The organism is Oceanobacillus iheyensis HTE831, from assembly GCF_000011245.1.
Classification (GTDB): Bacteria; Bacillota; Bacilli; order Bacillales; family Amphibacillaceae; genus Oceanobacillus; species Oceanobacillus iheyensis.
Map to the genome: position 1 here is coordinate 934,020 of NC_004193.1, position 19,537 is coordinate 953,556.

Consider the following 19,537-nt stretch of genomic DNA (forward strand, 5'->3'; position numbering starts at 1 on the left):
AACTTGGCAAAGGTCAAACTTTTTATAAAAAAATTTGACTAAAATACTTGAAAGTCAAAATAGGTCAGAGTATAATGTAAATATAGTCAAAGATAGTCAAAGTCAAAAATGGTTGTGACATCGCATAGGCGAAAGTCATATATTAAAAAGTAACAGGCTATCTTAACTGTAATTAGAGGAGGAATGAGAAATGAAGTGTCAAAACTGTGGTCAAAATGATGCAACAATAAATGCACAAATGCAGATGAATAATCAACGAATGGAAATTCATCTATGCCATGAATGTTTCCAAGCTATTCAAGGAAATATGATGAACTCTGACTTTTTCTCTAATTCTCCATTCGGCAATATGGATCAAGCATTTGCCAATAACTTTTCTCAAGGAAATGGTGGAAGTGCTACTGGTACACGCACTAAACAAAAAGCAAGTAAAGGCAATGGCCTTATTGATCAGTTAGCAAAAAACTTAACTGATCAAGCGAGATCAGGAAATGTAGATCCTGTCATTGGTAGAGATAAAGAAATTAAACGAGTTACGGAAACATTAAATAGAAGAAATAAAAATAACCCAGTTCTTATTGGTGAACCAGGGGTTGGTAAAACTGCTATTGCGGAAGGACTAGCAGTCAATATAGTAGAAGGTAATGTCCCAGCTAAGTTAATGAATAAAGAAATTTATTTATTAGATGTAGCTTCATTAGTTGCAAATACTGGAGTTCGAGGTCAATTTGAAGAAAGAATGAAGAAGTTAGTTGAAGAATTACAATCAAGAAAAGATGTTATCTTATTCATTGACGAAATTCATTTAATCGTTGGAGCTGGAACAGCAGAAAGTTCACAAATGGATGTTGGTAACTTATTAAAACCAGCATTGGCACGTGGAGATTTACAAATAATTGGTGCTACAACACTTAAGGAATATCGACAAATAGAAAAAGACGCTGCACTTGAACGACGCTTGCAGCCAATTATGGTAAACGAACCATCTTTTGAAGATGCAGTAACCATATTGGAAGGTATCAAAGAGCGATACGAAAAATTCCATGAAGTTCGTTATTCTGAGGATGTCATTCGTGCATTTGTTAACTTATCAAGTAGATATATTCAAGATCGTCATTTACCTGATAAAGCCATCGATTTAATGGATGAAGTAGGTTCTAGATTGAATTTATCCAATGCACAGAAAGACTCTGCTACACTTCAACAACAACTCGACGAAATCATTAAGAAGAAACAAGAAGCTGCTGATATAGAGGATTATGAAAAAGCAGCAAACTTAAGATATCAAGAAATTCAATTACAAAAACAATTGGATAAAGTTGAAGAAGGCGAAAAAGTTTTAGATGTTGATATCAGTGATATCGAGTTGATTGTAGAAGAGAAGACAGGCATTCCAGTAACGAAGATGCAAAAAGATGAACAAGAAAAAATGAAAAATCTGTCTGATCAACTAAGTCAGAAGGTGATTGGCCAGAACGAGGCAGTGCAAAAAGTAGCAAAAGCAATCCGTCGTAGTCGTGCAGGCTTAAAAGCAAAACAACGTCCAATCGGATCATTCTTATTTGTTGGACCTACAGGTGTGGGTAAAACAGAACTTACGAAAGTACTAGCAGAAGAACTATTTGGTTCCAGAGATTCTATGGTAAGACTAGATATGAGTGAGTATATGGAGAAACACGCTGTATCTAAAATAATTGGTTCACCACCTGGTTATGTAGGTCATGAAGAAGCTGGTCAACTTACCGAGCGAATCCGTCGTAATCCATATTCTATTCTTCTACTAGATGAGATTGAAAAAGCTCATCCAGATGTACAAAATATGTTCTTACAGATTATGGAAGATGGTCAATTGACTGATTCTCAAGGTAGAAAAGTAAGCTTTAAAGATACAGTTATCATCATGACAAGTAACGCTGGTACTGGTGTAAAACAGGTTAATGTTGGTTTTAATCGTGAAGCCCATGAATCTGTATCCACACTAGAAAACTTGAGCGAATACTTTAAACCAGAATTTCTAAACCGATTTGATGCTATCGTTAACTTCCAAGAGTTAGCAGAAGAAGACTTGCTACAAATTATTGATCTTATGTTGTCTGAATTAGAAGCAACAATAAAAGAAAATAAAATGACAATAACTATATCTGAAGAAGCGAAACAACAGTTAGTAAAATTAGGATATGATACACGTTTTGGAGCGCGTCCTTTACGTCGTGTTATCCAAGATAAGATTGAAGATCCATTAACTGATCTCATTCTAGAAGGTGAAGATATAACTTCTATTAATGTTGATGTCAAAGAAGATGAAATTGTTGTAAACCAAGCTTCTTAAATATGAGCAATAGCTAAGCGCTAAGCCAAAGTTGGCTTAGCGTTTTTTTTGTAGGAAATTATAAGATTTTGGGGCTGTGGATAAACAACTAAGTTAATTAGCCACGTCCAGCGCAAGCGCTCATCACCTATTGTCCTTCCGGAAACCTCCTTACGATAAAGAAGACTGCCGAATGTACTTTGTGAGGCATAGTCGCACTTATACCCGTGCGGTGAAAGTCAACATCGATTCGCATACGCTTATCGTGTTTCCTTTATCTCAAAGAAATAAAGAAGTTCGACTAGTCGAACCACCCCTTGAAAACCAGGGGCGCAGGACATACGGTGATAAACGGGCGCTTGCGCTTTTGTTCTGTGTACATACTTCCTCTACTTCTACTTCTACTTCTACTACTTTTACCTTTTATAATAGAATATTTTAACCTAAATAATATTAATTTCCATTTTACTCTTTTCATAACATAGCTTATACAGGTTAACACTAATACAAATAAGTTTAGAAGGTGTTAATTATGAAAAGACAGCTATGGATAATAATATTACTGCCTTTTATATTATTTGCAGATCCAGTATCTATCTATGCAAATCAAGCTCCTGGTATGCGAGTTCATTTCATTAATGTTGGTCAAGGTGATAGCATCCTAATAGAGACACCGCTTGATCGTACCATATTGATTGATGGGGGTCCTCCAGAGGCAGGAGAAAAAGTCGTGGATTATATAAAAAAACAAAAGATTAATCAAATTGACGTACTTATTTCAACCCATCCTGATATTGATCATATTGGTGGGTTATTAAAAGTTTTAGATTCGGTTGAAGTAGAAGAAGCATATGATACTGGGAAATTACATCCTACAAAAACATTTGCGAATTATATCAATAAACTAAGGGATTTAGAAATCCCTGTACATTTAGCAGAAAAAGATGTCCCTATTGAAGTTGACCCGATGATTCAAATTGATGTGTGGAATAGTTATCATCGATTTAGTACGAATAACGAATCTTCCATTGTTCTAAAGTTAACATACGGTGATATTGATATGTTGCTTATGAGTGATGTTGGCAAATCCCAAGAAAAACAGATAATGAAGAATTATGATATCCAAGCTGAAGTAATTAAAGTCGGCCATCATGGTTCAAAAACAAGTTCATCATTGAAGTTTTTACAAGAAGTAAGCCCAAAAATTTCAATACTTACCTATAGTAAAGAAAATCGATATGGACACCCTGTAAACCGAGTCATAGAGAATTTATATGCTGTAAAATCGTCTATTTATTCAACTGCAGCATTAGGGAATATAGTGTTAGAAACGGATGGGAAATCATTAGTCATTACTCCAGAAGAAAATCCAATTCAAAAGTTCATCAGGGAGTCTGTTGGATAACAGGTGTATTTAATTTACAATATTATACAAAAGTGATATCATATTAATATAAATTTAATATGAAAAGGTGATATCATGATACAAGAAAGAAAGGCATGGAGTTTAAATGGTATTATTGGTTTAGGGCTTATTATTGCGTTAATTGCAGTTGGTGCTTTTGCATTTATTCAGCAGCAATTTATTATTGGTATATTTCTTGTGTTAGTTGCAGCGTGTTTAATTAGTGGAATAACGATCGTACAGCCAAACCAATCGATTGTAGTGATTTTTTTAGGAAAGTATATGGGGACTGTGCGAAGAGAAGGAATTGTTGTAACTATCCCTTTTTCTGTAAGACGGACGATTTCATTACGTGTGCGTAACTTTAATAGTAATCGACTAAAAGTTAATGATGTAAATGGTAATCCTATTGAAATAGCAGCAGTAGTAGTGTTTAAAGTCGTGGATGCTGCTAAAGCGGTTTTTGATGTTGATCAGTATGAACAATTTGTAGAAATACAAAGTGAAACTGCGATTCGAGCAGTTGCCACAACGTACCCTTATGATTCATTTGAAGACAATGATTTAACCTTAAGAGGAAATGCCGATGAAGTTTCGAATGAATTGACACAAGAATTACAAGAGCGCTTAAAAGTGGCAGGTGTAGAAGTAATTGAAGCAAGGTTGACGCACTTAGCCTACTCTACAGAAATTGCCCAAGCGATGTTACAGCGTCAACAAGCTAGTGCAATTATTTCTGCTAGAAAACAAATTGTAGATGGAGCAGTAGGTATGGCTCAGGATGCAGTTGCTCGTTTAGAAAGGGATGGCATCGTTGATTTGGATGATGAAAGACGCGTAGCGATGATTAATAATTTACTTGTTTCCATTGTATCTGATCAAGGAACGCAACCTGTAGTGAATACAGGTTCCTTGTATCAATAAGTAGGAGTTTTTATGCCAAAAAAAAAGAACTTTCCGCTACGTATTGATCCAGAACTCTACGATATATTACAAAAATGGGCGCAAGATGAATTTCGAAGTGTAAATAGTCACGTAGAATTTTTACTGCGGGAATCTACAAAACGAGCAGGAAGATTACCCAAAAAACAAGATAAAAAAATAGGTGAAGACTAAGGCAAAGCGTATGCTTTGTCTTTTTTTGTTCACTAAGAGCATATTCCTCACTTTATTAAAAAATGGGTTTGACTTTTATAATCTTATGTTATATGGTTAGTTACATAAGTAATTAACCAATTAAGGAATGAACTAAAATGAGAAAAGAACTGGATGAAAATAAGCCTATATTTTTGCAAATAAAAGACCACGTAGAAGACTCGATTATGGATGATTCTTATAAATCTGGAGATCGAGTACCTTCTACAAATGAATTTGCCGCCTTTTATCAAATTAATCCTGCTACTGCTGGTAAGGGTATAAATGAATTGGTGGCAGAGGGAATTTTGGTGAAAAGGAGAGGGGTAGGCATGTTTGTTACAGAATCTGCCAAAGATATTGTAATTGAAAAAAGAAAGCAAACATTTTATGACCACTATATGCTTCCATTAAAACGAGAAGCAAAAAAACTCCGTATGGATAAAGATGAGATATTAGAAATGTGGCAAAGGGAGGATAATGTTAATGAAGATTGAAGTAAACAACCTTAGTAAAAAGTATGGTGATAAGTATGCTTTAAATAATGTCTCCTTCACACTTGAGAAAAATAAAATCTACGGCTTACTCGGTAGAAATGGAGCTGGGAAAACCACGTTTATGGATATTCTTAGCGGCCAGACCATGGCAACTAGTGGGGACATTAAATTAGACGGGGAAAGCCCGTTTGATAAGCAAAAACTAACGGAATCAATCTGTTTAGTTAAAGAATCAAATAATTTTCCAAAAGAAATTACGATAAAAAATGTGCTTAAGATATTCTCCTTTTTCTATCCACACTGGGATCAGGATTTTGCGGAGCAACTGTTGGGAGAATTTAATTTATCAAAGAAATTAAAAGTAAAAACATTATCAAAAGGTATGGAGTCAGCTTTAGGAATTACTGTTGGTTTAGCAAGTAGAGCTCCTATAACGATTTTTGATGAACCATATATTGGTATGGATGCTCCATCGCGTAAGAGGTTTTACGACTTTTTGTTAGAGGACTATCAAGAAAATCCAAGAACATTTATTTTCTCTACTCATTTAATTGATGAAGTAAGCTTAATGTTTGAAGAAGTATTAATCTTGCGAGAGGGTACGTTGGCTTTACAAGAGGATTCTGAAATATTAAGAGAAAAGACGGTGGCAGTTACAGGTCCAACAGCTAAGGTAGATGCTTATTTACAAGGAAAAGAAGTAATAGAAAGAAAAGATTTAGCAGGTAATTCGATGGCATATACGTACGGTACAAAAGAAGAAGCCGTATCAGCGGGACTACAAGTAGAAGGTGTTCCTATTCAGGAATTAATGATTCATTTGACGGAAAGGAAAGGGGCATAGAACATGAATAATCAGGTAAAAGGGCTATTATATTACTATACCCAAGATTTAGTACGGACTTCAAAAATATTTTGGTCGATTTTGATTACGATGCTGGTGGCTTTAAGTTTTCTTGCTTATTTTTTGATAGATGTAGGCGCTACGGAGTTTTACTGGGCGATGCCATTTGCCACCTATACAAATGTTTGCATTATTGCGTTTCAATGTGTGAAAAAGGATATACCATTTGGATTAAAAATGGGAGCAATCCGTAATAATATCTTTCTTAGTTATTTTTATTTTTTCCTAGCTTATTCTTTGTTTATGGCGATTTTAGGTAATACCGTCCAACTTGTTACAGAGGGAATGCATCATTTATTTGGAGTAAATAATTTTATCTTTTCTCATCCAGCAATGTTACTAACGGATAACTGGTTAACACGAACTATTATTGATACCTTTTTTATGTTCTTTCTTATGGCATTATTATTTTTAGTAGGATTAATTTTTTATCGATCGGGATTAATTGGTGGCGGGCTATTCTTAGCAGCATTCTTAGTAGTAGCTTTATACGGACTATTTGATGGTTGGTTAATCGATGCGTTTGCAAATATTTTACCAGATACGTCCCTACTAACATTCTTTATCTTATTCCTAATCGGAGTAGTACTTTATTTAATTAGCTATCTATTTATAAAAAGGATGACGGTTGTACAAAAAGTATAAAAAGAGTTCTAACATTCCGTTTGGAAGTAAGAAATTCCCAACGGAATGTTAGTTTCTCTATATTTACTTCTCTAATTGTTGTCTTTTAAAAAGCAATACTGAAAGTAACAGTAATATAGCTATTATTAAGACGGTAGTGATACCGGTATATATGAGGTCATTAGGAATGGTGCCTTGTTCTATAGTTCGTTTAATGTAATCAGATAAATGAACAGGGCTCCATTTCAGTGAGCTTTGAAAGACTTGCGTTAAACCTGATAGTATCATTAAAGTTGCTATTGATAGAAATGCAATTAATCCCTGTGATTTTACAAATGTATTGTAAAAAATAACTACAGTAACAACTAGCGATAACCATAATCCATAAAAAAAGATAGTTTGTACGATATGAATAAATGATAAAGGGCCGTATAGCAAATAAATATAATACCAACTTACAAGCATACCTAATATCCAAGCAACCCATACTAATAATAGTAGTGAAGCCCATTTCGCAGTTACATATGAGTGGTGGTCAATAGGCTTTACTAAGATAATTTCTGACACACCGCTTTTATGTTCATTTGCAATAATCCCCATAGACATAAAAACAATTACTAATACACCCAAGCTACTTAGCTGTCCAAGTGTCATCATCACGACTTGTGCTACCGTATACTCAGGCAAAACAAATTTCATACCTTCAGGCATTTCACCAACTGCTTCTAAAATTTGTGGTAAGAAATAATTAGTGATTGGGTCTAAAATCGATAATAATATAATCACAAGTGGAAACCAAATCCATTTTTTAGTTCTCCAAGTTTCTACAACTTCTTTCTGAAATAAAGTGTTCCATTGCATTATCGATTCACCGCCTTCATAAACATGTCTTCTAAGGAAGCTCTTGCGATAGAAAAATCCGTTAGTTCCCAGTTATGAGTAGCTGCTTCAAATAAAATTTCTTCACGAGCAGACGGTATGTCAATCGCTGTTACCCAGAGTTTATTCTTATCAATATAAGTATCGGATACATTGGATAACTGACTTACTTTTTCTTGATACATTTCTAAGCTATCTTGAAATTCTAATTTAATCATCGAAGTTTGATAGGTATCTTGTAGGTTACTAATAGATCCAGATTCAATAACCTTACCTTGGTGTAAAAGGATGAGCTCGTCACTTACTTCTTCAGCATCACGCAATATGTGAGTGGAGAAAAAAATAGTCATCTCTTTCTTTAGCTCTTCCATGAGTAAAAGTATTTCTTTTCTACCGATAGGATCTAAAGAAGATACAGGCTCGTCTAATAATAATAACTTTGGCTGATGAATAATTGCCTGAGCAATCCCAAGACGTTGTTTCATCCCACCTGAATAACTAGCAATTCTCTTATCTTTAGCGTCAAATATACCTGTTTTTTGTAAGAGTTCATTCGCACGTGACTTTGCTGCTGTTGGAGATAAAAGGCAAAGTTTTGCACAATAAACTAAAAATTCATAGCCGGTCATCCATGAATAAAACGTAGGGTATTGCGGTAGATAGCCGATGTAATTTCGGAAATCTCCTTTTTTAGGTCGATTATGAAATATAATTTCTCCAGAGCTCGACTGTAATAACCCAGCAAGCATCTTTAGCGTTGTCGTTTTTCCTGCTCCATTTGGCCCGATTAGTGCTACACAAGCATTGTCTGGAACTTTAAAATCTATTTGGTTAATTATCGTCTTTTCTTTATAGGTTTTAGTTAACTTATTTACGGTTAATAAGTTCATTTATTATTCCTCCTCGCAAAGAGAAAATAAATAATTGGACCAAATATATTTAGAAATATAATTACGATTAACCAAGCAAATTTCATACTATCGAATGATTCTTTATTTTTGTTCCAATCGATGAGCGCAATAATCATTAAAATGATTTGTATGACAACGAAAGGCAAAATAATTGGTATGTATTCTAGGTATTGTACTAAATCCTCCACTATAGATCACTTCACTTTCTCTTATTCATTAGTATTAGTACGATTGATTTTAAGAAAAGATTCATGTATTTCAAAGAAAAAAGCCGAAGCTTCTTAGCCTCGACTTTTTCTTTGAGAGAATTGATCATACACTCGATTTGCACGTTTGAATTCTTTTGCGTACAAAACTTCTTGTGTTTTTGAAAGGAACTTTTCTTTTTCCGAAGATCGTTGCTTTACCATAGAGCATCCCTCACTTTACCTGTAGCATAACCTATATTGGAATTTTTATACAAAATTTCATTTAGCAAAAAAGTTCTCTAAGTTATAACTGAGGGAATGAAGCTTCGTAATAATTCACGCTAAATAGTGCTGAAAATATAGGTGAACATAAAAGATGACCTATTAAATGTTCATTTAGGATACTTCCTCACCCGTACTTTCCACAGGAATATCCATTTGAAATTGTTGATAGGATAAATAATGTTCTTTTGTGATTACAAATAAGTCATATATGTCATCAGGACCATTTACTCGTTGATACATCTGCGGATATACATCATTTGCAAAAGTAATATAAGGTAATTTTAATACTGCTTTTTTAGAACGCTCATTTGATTTGCGAACTTTCATAAAGATACCATCTATTGCATGTTCCATGAATAATTCATAGAAAAAAGCATCTTTTGCTGGACGATTATATCCTTTGCCAAAGTATGGTTGACCTATCCACGTAGCTAGAAATCCATAATTATCCTCTATATCAAATAAATTAATAGTACCAATGGGTTGTTGATATTCATCAATAATCGTACGAGAAATTAATTCTCCTCTTTCTTCGGCTTCTATGGTTTGTTTGGTTAAGAAGTAAAACTCATCTGATGTTGTTGCTTTATGTCTAACAAAAGGGAACACTTCCGGATGCGCCATCAAATCAAAAAGCACAGGCACCTCCTGTAAATCACGCATTTTTAGCATAAAAAATACCCTCCTTATTCCAGGTGGGTATAGACAGATACCAATATAATAAGGAATCTGTGAGTGGCCCACCCTCGAATTTTCATTTATAGATCTCAACAAAAATTCGGGGTGGGAATCGAACCCACTAGAACCAGGTAGTACCCGGTGGCGCACCATTTGCCTTCCCTATTTAATTCTGCTTGAAATTTCTATACGATTCATCTCTTTCATCTTTTAGTAGTTTTATTTTACAACCTTTTTTAAAAAAAGGGAACCATTTTTTTGTGAAGAAAATATAAATTTTTTTACCAATCAATTTCATAATTAATCTTAATATATTTAGTGTCATATTAGGATGAAGCGTGGTTTGATTTCCATTTCCGTACTAAATGTTTTTCGCTTTATGATGTTGAGTTCTTGATATTCTCTATTGCTCCATCTAATTTTGGGTATTTAAAGAAAAAACCATGATCGATCGCTTTTTGAGGATATGCATATTGGCCCTTTGTTATTAGTTGCGCCATCTCACCTAAAGTCGCCTCGATAACCAGGCGAGGTACATGAAACCAATATGGTTTTTTATAAGTTTTAGCAATTGTTTTCATAAAGTCTTTGTTACGTTTTGGATCAGGTGCGGTCACGTTTATCGGTCCAGTTACCGTGCTATTGTGCATACAGAATAAAATTAACTGAACAGCATCATCAATATGAATCCATGATAGCCATTGTTCACCGTTACCTATTCTTCCACCGGCGAAAAGTTGCGTTGGCAATTTCATCATTGGAAAAGCGCCTTGATTTCCTAATAATATTCCTAATCTTGTAAAGACAGTCCGTATACCGAAAGACTTTGCTGCTTTTGCAGTTTCTTCCCATTTTTCCGTTACAGAGGCTAAATAGTCTTCAGCAGCTTCAGTAGTCTTTTCTGTGAAAATGAAATCCTCTGACATGCCATAATAACCAACTGCAGAAGCACTAATAAACACTTTAGGTTTGGTATTCATTTCTTTCATTAGTTGTATTAAATAATTGGTTATTTTTAATCTACTATCGAGAATAGATTGTTTCTTTTGTTCAGTCCAATATCCAAACAATGATTCACCGGCCAAATTAATTATACATTCAAAAATAGGAAGAGAATCAGCTTGAACAGTATAATCTATGTAAGTCTTTGTAGAAGTGTTCACTTTATTTTCTACAGACCTAGTAAGTATATATACGTGATAATCTTGATTTTGTAATTGGGTAGTTAGTTTAGAACCAAGAAATCCAGTTCCACCACTTATTAAAGCATTTTTCATATAAAATAGCCCTCCTTTATATTAGTTCATTCGTTTCGTAGTTTTTGCTATGATGTATAAAGAGGTGAATAACCAATGAAAAAAATTGCTCGTATCACAACGCAAAAAAAACATAAAAATCGATATAATATCTTTTTGCAAACTCCTGATGGGGGTGATGCCTACGGTTTTAGTGTAGATGAAGCGATATTAATTGAATATCGTCTTTCTAAAGGGATGGAGCTTGAGGATGAAATGATTTCCATTCTCGAGCAAAAAGATACATTACATAAAGCATATACCCTTACTATACACTTTTTAAGCTATCGAATGCGCTCAGAAAAAGAAGTTAGCGATTATTTACAAAAAAAAGAAGTAGATGAGGAACATATTGCTGAAATTATTAAACGATTAAAAAAAGAAAAATGGGTAGATGATCAACAGTTTGCGGAGATGTTTGTTCGGTCTCGTATAAATTCGTCTTCTAAAGGTCCTAAAATGATACAACAAGAATTATTTGAAAAGGGGGTAGATGGAAGTAAAATAACCTCTGCACTTGAACAATATCCCGTAGAAGAGCAGAAGCAGAAAGTCGAAAAGCTAATCAGTAAAAAACTCCAATCAAAATCAAAAGATTCCCATCAAAAAAGAATCGATCAAATCAAACAAAACCTAATGCAGAAAGGATTTGATTCAGGAGTAATAAGTATGGTTATTCAACAAATGGACACGACAGAAGATACAGATCGTGAGTGGGAAGTTCTTCAATTGCAAGGAGAGAAGCTTCTTTATAAGTATCAAAAAAAACACAGTGGTTTTGCTTTAAAGCAAAAAGTGATGGAAGGTCTATACCGTAAAGGATTTTCATTCGATATGATTAATCAGTTTATTGATCAGTCACTCCAAGATGAGTAAAATCAATGGTTTCCAGATAGCATTGCTGATACAATAATATAGGATGAATAGGGGGAAAAGATATGAATTTTCGTTATAGTGATTATTCTATTGAACAATTACACCGAGAAATTGGGGATTTAAAAGAAAAAGCACAAAAAGCAGAACAACTTGGGAATGTTTCGGAAGTACAAATATATGAGCGGAAAATGCAAGTTGCATTAGCATATACAATAAATCCAGATGATTTTAAGAAAGATGAAATTTATCAATTGAAGATGGAACCAGGTTATACATTTAAAATTGATTATATTAATGGCGTATTTGCGTGGGGATATCGTATAAATTTATTAGATGAAGTGCGCGAAGAAATTGAAGCATTGCCAATCTCGCTGTTAGGCAAGAAGTTATAAGAAAAGGGATGGTTAGCAAAAAAGCTAATCATCCCTTTTATGGTGAAGAATCACTAGGAACTAATTTACTCTGTAATTTTCTTTCTGAGAAAATCCAGCCTGTATACGAAGTAACAATTTCTAAATTTGCATTTATCTGTACGACTGCTACAAATGGATAGTAATCTTTTGAACGGTAGCGTAAATCAATAAATCTGACTTCTGTTGTTCCTTCTTCTTGTTCATACGTTTCCCATCGATAAATCGGCGAAAAATTCAAGAAAGATTGGATGTTTTTATCTTGTATTGCAATATTCATTATGTCACTTTCTGGAAGTGGTACCCGTAGAAATTCGTCAATAATTTCAATATGACGATTCTCAACTCTCCCTACATAAAAACGTTCTGGAGTAGTTATAGCAACACGCCAATAGTTTTGTTTTATCGTAGGCGAGGTTACTACGGATACAGTTTCTGGATAGTATTCATGAATTTTTTTGACGATTTCTCTTTTGTCCATAAATCGTTTAATGTAGTATAGTACAATGACTGAGTAAATGATTACCCAAGTAATACCAGGATTAGCACCTAAAGCCCATGCTGCAATTCCAGCAACATTTAGGAAGAAAATGTAGGGATCAAAAGTATTAATGAACCCTTTCGCTATCCACTTTTTAGAAAATGGCCGGAATGCTTGTGTACCATATGCATTAAATAAATCAACAAACACATGGATAACGACAGCTAATAGCGTCCATAACCAAAGATGTAAATAACTAACTTCAGGTACAAATAAATATATTAACCCGGATACGAGAAAGCTCCAAATGACAATTGCTGGTAGAGAATGGGAGGCTCCTCGGTGGTGGCGTATATAAGTTGCATTATTTTTTAGTTTAAACACCGTGTCAAAATCAGGTGCATGAGACCCAACAACGGTACCAACTAATACAGCATGAAATAGTGTAGGGTCACTTTGCACTACTGGATCAATGGTTGCTAAACCACCTAATGCAACACCCATAACTATATGCGTACCAGTGTCCATATAAGATTATCCTCCTTAATAATTACCAGTAAATAAAGTCAAACCAGTCGCTATTGTAACATAAAGGACGTGGAATTAAGATGAATAAAAGGTTACAAAGTATTAACATTCCAGTTTTTCAAACGGATTTGCTGGAATGGTATTATTTGAATAAACGTGATCTTCCTTGGCGAAGAGAACCAAACCCTTACAAAACATGGGTATCAGAAATTATGCTACAACAAACAAAGGTAGATACGGTTATACCTTATTTTAATCGCTTTATGGAGAAATATCCAACCGTTTATGATTTAGCTAAAGCAGACGAACAAGATGTATTAAAATCTTGGGAGGGTTTAGGTTACTATTCCCGTGCAAGAAATTTACAAACCGCAGTTCGAGAAGTTGTAGATACATATAATGGTGAAATACCTAATAACGAAAAGGAATTGGCAAGTTTAAAAGGAATTGGCCCGTATACAAAGGGAGCAATATTATCGATTGCTTTTAATCAACCTGTTCCTGCAGTAGATGGAAATGTTCTTAGAGTGTTTTCTAGGATTTTACAAATAGAAGATGATATTGCAAAACAATCAACAAAGAAAGAAATAGAGCAATATGTTGGAGAAATTATATCTCATCAAGATCCTTCTTCATTTAATCAAGCCATTATGGATTTAGGTGCAACTATCTGTACACCCAAAAAACCAACGTGTATGTTTTGTCCGGTAATGGAACACTGTCAAGCTTTTCAACATGGAATCCAAGAGCAATTACCAATTAAGAAAAAAGCAAAGAAGCAAAAAATAAAGCAGTATGTTGTTTTACTTATTAGAAATGATCAAGGAGAATATGTAATTGAAAAACGCAGTGATCAAGGATTACTAGCAAATTTATGGCAGTTCCCGATGGTTCCTCTTGATGAAGTAGGTATAGATCAAATTGAACAATGGATGTATGATAAATGTGGTATTGATTTACAAATGGAATCAGATTGTGACAATTTAAAGCATACTTTTAGTCATATTATATGGGAAATGGACATAAAAAAAGCAAGTACCTCTCAAAATTTCTTAAATAAAGATTCATTAATGTTTATTGCGAAAGAAGAAATTGATAATTTCCCATTCCCTGTGTCCCATCAAAAAATGATGAAATTTTTATAAAAAAAATCAGGATTTATCCTAATGGATGTCCTGATTTTTTTTCTATGCGTTGGAACATTTCTTTATTTATCTCATGAAGAACGGAAAGTCCTTCAGAGTTAATATAGGGAAGTATTTGTGATAAAGCATACTGGAAGTATTGAAGTTCTCCGTCCTCCCAGTCAGTTTTACTCATCATCGACAGTTCAGAAAAATCTCGTTGAAGCTTAATTGGTATCTCCTCCTTAGGAATTACAATTATATTTTGTGTAATTATGAAATACACATCCGTTCCATTTTTTTGTGGAAAAAAAGTAAAAAAGTTTGGATAAGATATGAGTTACTGGACAAATTATTATTGCGGAGGTGATATTGATGGCTAAAAAGCAAAATCAACAAAATCAAACTACTGCAGCAGGTACGAATGCACAGCATGTTAAACAACAAAACCAACAAGCTGCTCAAGGTCAAGGACAATATGGTACTGAGTTCGCTTCTGAGACAGATGCACAACAAGTGAAAAAGCAGAACCAAAAATCTCAACAAAACAAAAAATAACATCTGTTTCTATTTAAAGAAAGAGTTCCCTTTTAATGTAAAGGGGACTCTTTTTAATATCCCCTCTTTGTAATTATCTTTTCATCAGATTATGTCTATTCTTGTTCGTTTAACTTTATATTTCTAGATAGAACACTTATAATAGTAATAATTAAAGAACGATCGGGTGATAAGAAAAGGAGAGGAGTACAATGGTTTCTCCAAATGCAGGATCTAAAGTTTCTATACAAAGCTACAAACATAATGGACAACTACATCGAACTTGGGAGAATAGTGTGATCTTAAAAGGTACGGAGAGTGTGGTTATTGGAGCGAATGATCGTACAAAAGTGATTGAAAGCGATGGTCGTTCTTGGATTACAAGAGAGCCGGCTATATGTTATTTTCATTCCAAGTATTGGTTTAACATTATCGGAATGCTACGTAATGATGGGATTTACTACTACTGTAATATCAGTTCGCCATTTGTTTACGATGGTGAAGCTTTAAAATATATTGATTATGATTTAGATGTAAAAGTTTTTCCGGATATGACATTTCAATTATTAGATGAAGATGAATATGAAGAACATCGAAATTTAATGAATTATCCTCAAGTAATTGATCGTATTTTACATCAACAATTAGAAATTTTAATTCGATGGATCCGACAAGGAAAAGGACCATTTTCCCCCGACTTTGTCGATAATTGGTATGAAATGTACTTAACGTATCATTGATTAAAGCTATTTTATTGCAATCACCACATAGAAAGAGGTATCCTTGTTACCGTGAGTTGTAACAAGGTTTTTTAATTGCATAGGGAAGTAAAAAAGTTAACAGGTGCACACTCGCCGTTACAAAATGCGCTTGTGCCTTTGTCACGTAACGAATCACATCGATAGAGGAAGATGATGTACATGAGCAGTATTAAACAATATATGGAATTTGTAAAACCATATAAGTGGAAAATAGTTTTGACATTACTTATAGGAGTCATGAAATTTGGTATTCCATTATTAATGCCATTAATTCTGAAGTATGTAATTGATGATATTATATCTGTAGAAGGATTGTCGCAATCTGAAAAAATTAGCCAGTTATTTTGGGTGATGGGAATCTCGTTTGTTATTTTTCTTGTTCTTCGTCCACCTATTGAATATATAAGACAATACCTTGCTCAATGGGTAGGTAATAAAATTCTATTCGATATTCGTGGTAAATTATTCGATCATCTACAAAAATTAAGCTTAAAATTCTATTCTCAGACAAAAACCGGAGAAATTATTTCCCGGGTAATACATGATGTCGAACAAACGAAGAATTTTGTGATTACTGGATTAATGAATATCTGGTTGGATTTAACTACTATTTTAATTGCAATTGTAATTATGCTAACAATGAATGTTCAACTAACTCTTGTTTCCATTATTTTATTCCCGTTATTTGGTTTTGCAGTAAAGTACTTCTTTGGCCGATTGCGTAAACTTACGCGAGAAAGGTCACAAGCACTAGCGGAAGTACAAGGGCATCTCCATGAACGTGTACAGGGAGTACCAGTAACACGTAGTTTTGCGCTTGAGGATTATGAACAAGAGCAATTCGATAAAAGAAATAGTAATTTTCTTGATAAAGCATTACGTCATACGGATTGGAATGCGAGGACATTTGCTGTAACGAATACAATTACGGATTTAGCACCTTTATTGGTTATTGCATTTGCTGGTTATCAAGTTATTACGGGTGTGGTTACATTAGGTACCATGGTCGCTTTTGTAGGATATATGGAACGTGTGTACAGTCCATTACGTCGTTTAATTAATTCTTCAACTACATTAGTACAAGCGATAGCATCGATTGATCGTGTATTTGAGTTAATGAATGAGAAATATGATATATCGGATAAACAAGACGCGGTTGATCCTGGTAGACTAAGTGGTAAAGTAGAATTTGAACATGTTTCATTTCAATATGACGAAGAAGAATTACCAGTTCTTAAAGATGTTACGCTTCAGGTAGACAAAGGTGAAACAATCGCTTTCGTAGGTATGAGTGGCGGTGGGAAATCGACATTAATTAGTCTTATTCCTCGTTTCTATGATGTAACAAATGGAAGTGTAAAAATTGATGGGACAGATATTCGTGATTATGAATCTAGGTCTTTAAGAGATAATATTGGTATGGTATTACAAGATAATATACTTTTCTCTGAGTCGATTGAAATGAATATCCGTATGGGGAATCCCGAAGCTACGGATGAAGAAGTAATACAGGCAGCAAAAGCAGCTAATGCGCATCAATTTATTGAATCCTTACCTCAGGGTTACGGCACCATGGTAGGTGAACGAGGTGTTAAACTCTCTGGTGGACAAAAACAACGCATCGCTATTGCAAGAGTATTCTTGAAGAATCCACCAATTCTTATATTTGATGAAGCTACTTCTGCACTTGATCTTGAGAGTGAACATCTTATTCAAGAGACAATGGAGCGACTAGCTTCAGACCGAACAACATTCATCGTTGCGCATCGTCTAGCGACAATTACACATGCAGATAGAATTGTTGTTGTTGAAGACGGACAGATTATTGAATCTGGTTCGCATGATCAATTAATGAAGCTACAAGGGCATTATTATGACTTATATCAAATTCAATATTTAGAAGAAGATAATTAGAAAGAAGAGGTTGGGACAAAAGTATTTAATCAAAAGACAAATTCAAATGATCGGCCTGTAAAAACCCGCTTCAGAAATATACAGCGCTTATCCTAAAGCGGCTGGTGAGCCTCCGGATGCTTATGCATCGGGGTCTAACCTAGGCCTTGCTCCCATAAGAAAAGGTAGACTACGACAGCATTACATCGCACGCAGAAAATCGTTTTTTGATTTTCAAGGAGTCTCCGTATATTTCTTACGCTTGTTCTGGATTTCACTCGTCTTTTGACCAAAACTTTATGTTATGTCCCGACCTCTTCTTTATTTGTTATGTCTATAATGTTAAACATTTTGATATAGATAATAGCAAATAATAGAATAAACCTAATAACACATAATCAGAACACGTATTCTGATTATGTGCATATTAAAAAAGCATATGTTTTTTATTGTGAAAAAAGGGCCTACAAACTGATATTCCAGCTTGTAGGCCTTTATTTTATTAACTATAATGTTTTAGCCATTTCAGCAAAGCTTCGACCAACAGCATCAATAGTATTTTCAATGTCTGAATCTTTATGTTCTGTTGTTAAGAACCAAGCTTCATATTTAGAAGGTGCTAGATTAATTCCTTCTCGCAACATTAGTTGGAAGAATTTTGCAAAGGCTTCTCCGTCTGAAGCATCTGCTTCTGCGTAATTCGTTATTTGATCGACACCGAAGTACACCGTTAAAGCACCACAAAGTCGATTAACAGTGATATGAATACCATGCTCGCGAGCTTGTTCGAGAATGCCTTCTTCGAGTCTTTTCCCGAGACGATCTAATTCTTCATAGACGCCTTCTTCTTTTAACACTTCTAAACACGCGATACCTGCAGCCATTGATGCCGGATTACCTGACATCGTTCCAGCTTGATATGCAGGACCTAGTGGTGCCACTTGTTCCATTATATCTTTTCTACCTCCGTAAGCACCGATAGGCAAACCACCACCAATTATTTTACCCATAGCAGTCATATCTGGTTCTACACCATAAATCTGTTGAGCACTTCCATAAGTGAATCGGAATGCAGTAATTACTTCATCGTATATTACTAATGCTCCTGCTCGGTGGGTTAATTCATTTACCTCTTGTAGAAACCCTTTAAAAGGTTCTACGATTCCAAAATTCCCAACGATTGGTTCAACAAGTACAGCAGCTACTTGATCTCCCCATTTATTTAATGCTGCTTTATATGCTTCAATATCATTGAACGGTACAGTAATTACATCCGATGCGGTTGAAGCTGGAACCCCAGCTGAATCTGGAGTACCTAATGTAGAAGGTCCCGATCCGGCTTCCACTAAAACAGCATCAAAATGCCCGTGGTAGCAACCAGCAAATTTAATTATTTTTGTACGCCCGGTATAAGCTCTTGCTACACGAATCGTTGTCATTACAGCTTCTGTACCAGAGTTATTAAATCGAACCTTCTCTAATGAAGGAATTGCTTCTTTTAACATTTGGGCAAATTCATTTTCTAAACACGTTGGAGTACCATATAGAACACCGGTTGTTGCAGCATGAGCTATTGCTTTTGCTATATGCGGATGTGCATGGCCGGTAATGATTGGTCCATAAGCCGCTAAATAATCAATATATTTATTATCATCCACATCCCAAAAGTAAGCCCCTTGTCCTCGTTCCATATATACAGGTGAACCTCCACCTACAGCTTTATATGCACGAGAAGGAGAGTTAACTCCTCCTACAATATGTTGAAGAGCCTCTTGATGTAGCTTTTCTGAATTTGTAAATTTCATCAGTTATTTTCCTC

Annotated in this window: 22 protein-coding genes; 13 read left to right on the forward strand and 9 right to left on the reverse strand. The window is 34.7% G+C overall.

Translation table 11 applies throughout. The annotated features are described in order from the left end of the window. Window positions 1-190: 190 nt before the first annotated feature. From OB_RS04690 to OB_RS04720, 7 genes are all read left to right on the forward strand, one after another. The gene (locus tag OB_RS04690) at window positions 191-2,329 is read left to right on the forward strand and encodes an ATP-dependent Clp protease ATP-binding subunit (protein WP_011065287.1); all 2,139 of its coding nucleotides are present in this window, start codon (window positions 191-193) and stop codon (window positions 2,327-2,329) included. Window positions 2,330-2,840: 511 nt separating this feature from the next. After that, window positions 2,841-3,713, forward strand: a complete 873-nt coding sequence (locus tag OB_RS04695) for a ComEC/Rec2 family competence protein (protein WP_011065288.1) — start codon at window positions 2,841-2,843, stop codon at window positions 3,711-3,713. 75 nt (window positions 3,714-3,788) lie between these two features. Continuing rightward, window positions 3,789-4,637: an SPFH domain-containing protein gene (locus OB_RS04700; protein WP_011065289.1), complete on the forward strand. Its 849-nt coding sequence runs from the start codon at window positions 3,789-3,791 to the stop codon at window positions 4,635-4,637. Between the two features lie 12 nt (window positions 4,638-4,649). Next, window positions 4,650-4,829 carry an Arc family DNA-binding protein gene (locus tag OB_RS04705; protein WP_011065290.1) on the forward strand — a complete coding sequence of 60 codons (180 nt, stop codon included), beginning with the start codon at window positions 4,650-4,652 and terminating at the stop codon, window positions 4,827-4,829. A 137-nt stretch (window positions 4,830-4,966) separates the two neighbouring features. Then, window positions 4,967-5,344: a GntR family transcriptional regulator gene (locus tag OB_RS04710; RefSeq protein WP_011065291.1), complete on the forward strand. Its 378-nt coding sequence runs from the start codon at window positions 4,967-4,969 to the stop codon at window positions 5,342-5,344. Further along, the gene (locus tag OB_RS04715) at window positions 5,334-6,188 is read left to right on the forward strand and encodes an ABC transporter ATP-binding protein (protein WP_041544094.1); all 855 of its coding nucleotides are present in this window, start codon (window positions 5,334-5,336) and stop codon (window positions 6,186-6,188) included. Before OB_RS04710 ends, OB_RS04715 begins: the two co-directional genes overlap by 11 nt. A 3-nt stretch (window positions 6,189-6,191) precedes the next feature. Continuing rightward, window positions 6,192-6,893 (forward strand): hypothetical protein, encoded by a 702-nt coding sequence (locus OB_RS04720; protein ID WP_011065293.1) that lies wholly within the window; start codon window positions 6,192-6,194, stop codon window positions 6,891-6,893. Window positions 6,894-6,956: 63 nt separating this feature from the next. Here OB_RS04720 and OB_RS04725 read toward each other — a convergent pair whose 3' ends face one another. The 6 genes from OB_RS04725 to OB_RS04745 form a co-directional block, all read right to left on the reverse strand. After that, the gene (locus tag OB_RS04725) at window positions 6,957-7,733 is read right to left on the reverse strand and encodes an ABC transporter permease (RefSeq protein WP_011065294.1); all 777 of its coding nucleotides are present in this window, start codon (window positions 7,731-7,733) and stop codon (window positions 6,957-6,959) included. Next, window positions 7,733-8,641: an ABC transporter ATP-binding protein gene (locus OB_RS04730; protein WP_011065295.1), complete on the reverse strand. Its 909-nt coding sequence runs from the start codon at window positions 8,639-8,641 to the stop codon at window positions 7,733-7,735. The genes OB_RS04725 and OB_RS04730 overlap by 1 nt, the downstream gene beginning before the upstream one ends. Further along, complete coding sequence (locus OB_RS18750) at window positions 8,638-8,778, reverse strand: PLD nuclease N-terminal domain-containing protein (protein ID WP_269445920.1); 141 nt, start codon at window positions 8,776-8,778, stop codon at window positions 8,638-8,640. Before OB_RS18750 ends, OB_RS04730 begins: the two co-directional genes overlap by 4 nt. 165 nt (window positions 8,779-8,943) lie before the next feature. Beyond that, complete coding sequence (locus tag OB_RS18285) at window positions 8,944-9,072, reverse strand: YfhE family protein (protein WP_152023694.1); 129 nt, start codon at window positions 9,070-9,072, stop codon at window positions 8,944-8,946. A 174-nt stretch (window positions 9,073-9,246) separates the two neighbouring features. After that, window positions 9,247-9,807, reverse strand: a complete 561-nt coding sequence (locus tag OB_RS04740; protein ID WP_011065297.1) for a GNAT family N-acetyltransferase — start codon at window positions 9,805-9,807, stop codon at window positions 9,247-9,249. Between the two features lie 383 nt (window positions 9,808-10,190). Further along, window positions 10,191-11,090 carry a TIGR01777 family oxidoreductase gene (locus OB_RS04745; protein ID WP_011065298.1) on the reverse strand — a complete coding sequence of 300 codons (900 nt, stop codon included), beginning with the start codon at window positions 11,088-11,090 and terminating at the stop codon, window positions 10,191-10,193. Window positions 11,091-11,165: 75 nt separating this feature from the next. On the opposite strand from OB_RS04745, the gene recX reads away from it, so the two are divergent. Both recX and OB_RS04755 read left to right on the forward strand, forming a co-directional pair. Then, window positions 11,166-11,984 (forward strand): recombination regulator RecX, encoded by an 819-nt coding sequence (gene recX / locus OB_RS04750; RefSeq protein ID WP_011065299.1) that lies wholly within the window; start codon window positions 11,166-11,168, stop codon window positions 11,982-11,984. A gap of 62 nt (window positions 11,985-12,046) precedes the next feature. Beyond that, window positions 12,047-12,376 carry a YfhH family protein gene (locus OB_RS04755; protein WP_011065300.1) on the forward strand — a complete coding sequence of 110 codons (330 nt, stop codon included), beginning with the start codon at window positions 12,047-12,049 and terminating at the stop codon, window positions 12,374-12,376. Window positions 12,377-12,413: 37 nt separating this feature from the next. Here OB_RS04755 and OB_RS04760 read toward each other — a convergent pair whose 3' ends face one another. Next, entirely contained in the window at window positions 12,414-13,403 is a 990-nt protein-coding gene (locus OB_RS04760; RefSeq protein WP_011065301.1) for a metal-dependent hydrolase, read from the reverse strand. Between the two features lie 80 nt (window positions 13,404-13,483). Between OB_RS04760 and mutY the strand changes: the two genes are divergently transcribed. Further along, the gene (gene mutY, locus OB_RS04765) at window positions 13,484-14,548 is read left to right on the forward strand and encodes an A/G-specific adenine glycosylase (protein WP_011065302.1); all 1,065 of its coding nucleotides are present in this window, start codon (window positions 13,484-13,486) and stop codon (window positions 14,546-14,548) included. A 13-nt stretch (window positions 14,549-14,561) separates the two neighbouring features. Here the strand turns inward: mutY and OB_RS04770 are convergent, their stop codons facing one another. Then, window positions 14,562-14,726 carry a hypothetical protein gene (locus OB_RS04770; RefSeq protein WP_231846990.1) on the reverse strand — a complete coding sequence of 55 codons (165 nt, stop codon included), beginning with the start codon at window positions 14,724-14,726 and terminating at the stop codon, window positions 14,562-14,564. Between the two features lie 176 nt (window positions 14,727-14,902). Here OB_RS04770 and OB_RS04775 point away from each other — a divergent pair, with 176 nt between their 5' ends. The 3 genes from OB_RS04775 to OB_RS04785 all read left to right on the forward strand — a co-directional run bounded on the left by OB_RS04775 (window position 14,903) and on the right by OB_RS04785 (window position 17,739). Continuing rightward, window positions 14,903-15,085, forward strand: a complete 183-nt coding sequence (locus OB_RS04775) for a gamma-type small acid-soluble spore protein (protein ID WP_011065304.1) — start codon at window positions 14,903-14,905, stop codon at window positions 15,083-15,085. A gap of 191 nt (window positions 15,086-15,276) precedes the next feature. Then, complete coding sequence (locus OB_RS04780) at window positions 15,277-15,804, forward strand: nucleoside tri-diphosphate phosphatase (protein ID WP_011065305.1); 528 nt, start codon at window positions 15,277-15,279, stop codon at window positions 15,802-15,804. A gap of 180 nt (window positions 15,805-15,984) precedes the next feature. Continuing rightward, the gene (locus OB_RS04785; protein WP_011065306.1) at window positions 15,985-17,739 is read left to right on the forward strand and encodes an ABC transporter ATP-binding protein; all 1,755 of its coding nucleotides are present in this window, start codon (window positions 15,985-15,987) and stop codon (window positions 17,737-17,739) included. A gap of 485 nt (window positions 17,740-18,224) precedes the next feature. Here the strand turns inward: OB_RS04785 and OB_RS04790 are convergent, their stop codons facing one another. Further along, a complete protein-coding gene (locus tag OB_RS04790; RefSeq protein ID WP_011065307.1) occupies window positions 18,225-19,523 on the reverse strand; it encodes a glutamate-1-semialdehyde 2,1-aminomutase in 1,299 nt (432 codons plus the stop codon). Between the last annotated feature and the right edge of the window lie 14 nt (window positions 19,524-19,537).

Coding starts and splice junctions, on each gene's coding strand:
- OB_RS04690 (WP_011065287.1), top strand. CDS start 191: ATGAAGTGTCAAAACTGTGGTCAAAATGATGCAACAATAAATGCACAA.
- mutY (WP_011065302.1), top strand. CDS start 13,484: ATGAATAAAAGGTTACAAAGTATTAACATTCCAGTTTTTCAAACGGAT.
- OB_RS04705 (WP_011065290.1), top strand. CDS start 4,650: ATGCCAAAAAAAAAGAACTTTCCGCTACGTATTGATCCAGAACTCTAC.
- OB_RS04785 (WP_011065306.1), top strand. CDS start 15,985: ATGAGCAGTATTAAACAATATATGGAATTTGTAAAACCATATAAGTGG.
- OB_RS04770 (WP_231846990.1), bottom strand. CDS start 14,726: ATGATGAGTAAAACTGACTGGGAGGACGGAGAACTTCAATACTTCCAG.
- OB_RS04725 (WP_011065294.1), bottom strand. CDS start 7,733: ATGCAATGGAACACTTTATTTCAGAAAGAAGTTGTAGAAACTTGGAGA.
- OB_RS04745 (WP_011065298.1), bottom strand. CDS start 11,090: ATGAAAAATGCTTTAATAAGTGGTGGAACTGGATTTCTTGGTTCTAAA.
- OB_RS04780 (WP_011065305.1), top strand. CDS start 15,277: ATGGTTTCTCCAAATGCAGGATCTAAAGTTTCTATACAAAGCTACAAA.
- OB_RS04760 (WP_011065301.1), bottom strand. CDS start 13,403: ATGGACACTGGTACGCATATAGTTATGGGTGTTGCATTAGGTGGTTTA.
- OB_RS18285 (WP_152023694.1), bottom strand. CDS start 9,072: ATGGTAAAGCAACGATCTTCGGAAAAAGAAAAGTTCCTTTCAAAAACA.
- OB_RS04755 (WP_011065300.1), top strand. CDS start 12,047: ATGAATTTTCGTTATAGTGATTATTCTATTGAACAATTACACCGAGAA.
- OB_RS18750 (WP_269445920.1), bottom strand. CDS start 8,778: ATGATTATTGCGCTCATCGATTGGAACAAAAATAAAGAATCATTCGAT.
- OB_RS04720 (WP_011065293.1), top strand. CDS start 6,192: ATGAATAATCAGGTAAAAGGGCTATTATATTACTATACCCAAGATTTA.
- OB_RS04730 (WP_011065295.1), bottom strand. CDS start 8,641: ATGAACTTATTAACCGTAAATAAGTTAACTAAAACCTATAAAGAAAAG.
- OB_RS04710 (WP_011065291.1), top strand. CDS start 4,967: ATGAGAAAAGAACTGGATGAAAATAAGCCTATATTTTTGCAAATAAAA.
- OB_RS04715 (WP_041544094.1), top strand. CDS start 5,334: ATGAAGATTGAAGTAAACAACCTTAGTAAAAAGTATGGTGATAAGTAT.
- OB_RS04695 (WP_011065288.1), top strand. CDS start 2,841: ATGAAAAGACAGCTATGGATAATAATATTACTGCCTTTTATATTATTT.
- OB_RS04740 (WP_011065297.1), bottom strand. CDS start 9,807: ATGCTAAAAATGCGTGATTTACAGGAGGTGCCTGTGCTTTTTGATTTG.
- OB_RS04775 (WP_011065304.1), top strand. CDS start 14,903: ATGGCTAAAAAGCAAAATCAACAAAATCAAACTACTGCAGCAGGTACG.
- OB_RS04790 (WP_011065307.1), bottom strand. CDS start 19,523: ATGAAATTTACAAATTCAGAAAAGCTACATCAAGAGGCTCTTCAACAT.
- OB_RS04700 (WP_011065289.1), top strand. CDS start 3,789: ATGATACAAGAAAGAAAGGCATGGAGTTTAAATGGTATTATTGGTTTA.
- recX (WP_011065299.1), top strand. CDS start 11,166: ATGAAAAAAATTGCTCGTATCACAACGCAAAAAAAACATAAAAATCGA.